Source organism: Brachyspira sp. G79, from assembly GCF_002379365.1.
GTDB lineage: Bacteria > Spirochaetota > Brachyspiria > Brachyspirales > Brachyspiraceae > Brachyspira.
In genome coordinates this window covers 2351329-2354253 of sequence record NZ_JQIU01000008.1, presented here as the reverse complement: position 1 = coordinate 2354253, position 2925 = coordinate 2351329, and the positions used below count along the sequence as shown (strand labels likewise).

1 protein-coding gene and 2 pseudogenes are annotated in these 2925 nt (G+C 24.3%); 2 read left to right on the top strand and 1 reads right to left on the bottom strand.

All coding sequences use genetic code 11. The annotated features are described in order from the left end of the window. Both KQ44_RS11855 and KQ44_RS11850 read left to right on the top strand, forming a co-directional pair. A pseudogene (locus KQ44_RS11855) lies at positions 1-1194 on the top strand (CHAT domain-containing protein); the annotation flags it as partial. Then, entirely contained in the window at positions 1187-2221 is a 1035-nt protein-coding gene (locus KQ44_RS11850; protein ID WP_096737583.1) for an N-acetylmuramoyl-L-alanine amidase, read from the top strand. The pseudogene KQ44_RS11855 and the gene KQ44_RS11850, both read left to right, overlap by 8 nt. A gap of 23 nt (positions 2222-2244) precedes the next feature. On the opposite strand, the pseudogene KQ44_RS11845 reads toward KQ44_RS11850, so the two are convergent. Further along, positions 2245-2925, bottom strand: a pseudogene (locus tag KQ44_RS11845) (5-methylcytosine-specific restriction system specificity protein McrC); the annotation flags it as partial.

Below are 2925 nucleotides of genomic sequence, written 5' to 3'. Positions count from 1 at the left end.
TATATTTTTATATGATAATGATAAAAATAAATTATACGGTTACTATGAAATAGATTTAAATAATAAAAATAATGAAACCTCAGATAAAGACTACACAAATATTTATATAACTGATAATTATAAAAGAAGACGCGGAATATATTATAAACTTGAAGAGAAATATTCTGACTTTTCTATTTATGAAATAGACTATAAAACATTTTCAAAACTTAAAGATAGATTAATAGTTTTAAATGACAATATATCTCAGACATTTTTTTCATGCACTATAGACAATGACATTTTTAAATATCAGGCAATAGAAACTTATCCCTCACTTTATGTAGCAGAATATGAAAAACATTTTGACTATAAGGCTTATGAAAGTATATATAAAGAATACCTACGTTTATTAAAACATTCAAATAGTGAAAGCAGTAACATAGATAAGTACATAGAGCTTGGAAGCTATTTAATGAATATGCTTATTCCAGAAAAGGATTTCAAAGAACATATACTTGAAAATTTCAGAATAGTTTATCTTCATCTTGATGATAAAAGTGCAAATATACCTTGGGATATACTATCTTATGAGGGTAAATTTATATCTGAAAATATAATATTTTCTTATACCAATGCTTCAAATATATTTCATCATAATAACAAAATAATTAATAAAAATTAAAAATGGCCATTATTTCAATACCAAGTGATGATATAACTTATGACAAAAAAGAAATAGATACTATTTTATCACTTCATGATGATATAAAAAATACTGAAATAGATTTGTACAGAAAAGAGCATAATTATTTTGAATTTATAAAAATACTTGAAAGCTATGATATAGTACATATTATAACGCATGGGTATAAAAACGGCATCAAATTAAATAGCGAATATATATTAAACTCTGTTGGAGCATTAGAAAATCCGCCTTCTTTAGTTTTTATTAATGCCTGCAATATGGAAGAAACTGATAACAATCTCACAAAATCATTATTATCTTCAGGAGTAGGCACTGTAATATCGGGTGTAGGTGCTTTAACAGATGGAATGTATATAGATTTTATATACTGTTTTTACAGCAATCTTCTTCATAAACATACTAGAATAAATACAGCTCAGGCTTATTATTTTGCCTATATTGAAGTAAAAGACTTTTATAAAGGTTTCATACGCTACAGATTTAACGGAGTACCTATTTATGTATAAAAAAATAATTAAGATAATTTTTTTAATATCTGCATTGGTATTATTTTCCTGCAATAATAATACTTCCGCCCCTATAAGAAGCAGAAAAATAGCTCCTAAAATATCAACGGTTTTTAAATCCCCAGCATATAATTTGAGAATAAAATATATAATACTCCACTATACTGCATTAGATGATGATTTATCTCTAAAAGTTTTAACAGACCCCGGAGTTTCAGCTCATTATTTAATAACAACAAGAGAAAATGATCCTATATATAAACTTGTAGATGATAACAACAGAGCTTGGCATGCAGGTGTTACCATGTTTGATAACAGACTTACTATGAATGATACTTCTATAGGTATAGAAATAGTGAATTTGGGATTCTTACAAAAAGTTACAAATACTCAAGAACAGTTAAGAAGAATGACAAAAAGAGAAAGAGAGAATTTATTTTTTATTCCTTATGATGAGTATTTAGAGTTTGATGAAAGCCAAATAGAAAAAGTTGCATATTTACTTAGAAACTTAATAGATAAATATGGGGTAAAACCTTATAATATATTAGGTCATTCTGATATAGCTCCATACAGAAAGAAAGATCCAGGTCCAAAATTCCCATGGAAAAGGCTTCATGACGAATATAACCTTGGAATATGGTATGATGAATATGACTACACAAATTTTTTAAGTGATAATGAATATAAAAAGGCTAAAGTTTTGGATATAAAAGAAGAGTTTGTAAAATATGGTTATACAAGTATGCCTACAAATAATGTATGGGATTTTGATTCAAGAAAGGTGCTTTATGCATTTCAATGCCATTTCAGACCTGAAAAGATAGACGGTAATATCGATAATGAAAGCTATGCTATTATAAGAGCTTTGAATGAAAAGGTAAAAAAAATTAATGAAATGGAAGAGAGATCCAAAGCTAATAACTTTCTTACTAATACATTCTACACTAATATATTTATAAGCAATAATATGGTAAGCACAAACTGGAATTATATGTTTACTAACAGCTTATTAAAAAGAAATTAATAATACACAAAAAATTTTATGTATTAGCAGAAACATAGTTTTTTTATAATATATACTAACTTATCTTTTATAATATTAAAATCAGAGTTCAAATCTATTGTATTAACTGCAAAATATTTATCATCTATTTTGTATTCTTTGTCAATATTATCATTACATAATGGATAAAGCAAAACACCTTTGATAGTTTTAAACCTTTTATGATAATTATTAACATTAGACATATAAGAAAATATTTGATATAAATGGCTGCTTCTTAAAGAAACTTTATCATTATTTTTTATTAAGACATTTGTATAAAACTTTGTGTCTATTATCAAACATTTCTCTTTATCATAAATCATAATATCTGTCTTCATTATAGGTATATATTCATTATTATTTATATTCCACTTTATAGTTTTGTTTTTTACTTTTATATTTTTATTATTAAAAAAATATATTTTATAAAAGTTTAAAACAAATTTTTCATAGAGCATATGCATTCTTTTCCCTTCATTAAAATCTATAAATGAATATTCACTGCTACTTTTATTAACTAATAAATTTTTATGTATGAATTTGCATATATTGATTATCATTTTGTAATGCATATTGTTTTTATTATATTTTAATGACCTGAAAGTTCTATTATTAACATTTATATTTTTTATCTTTATAAAGTAATGATTTAATTTTATTAATTTTTCTTTAATATCATTATC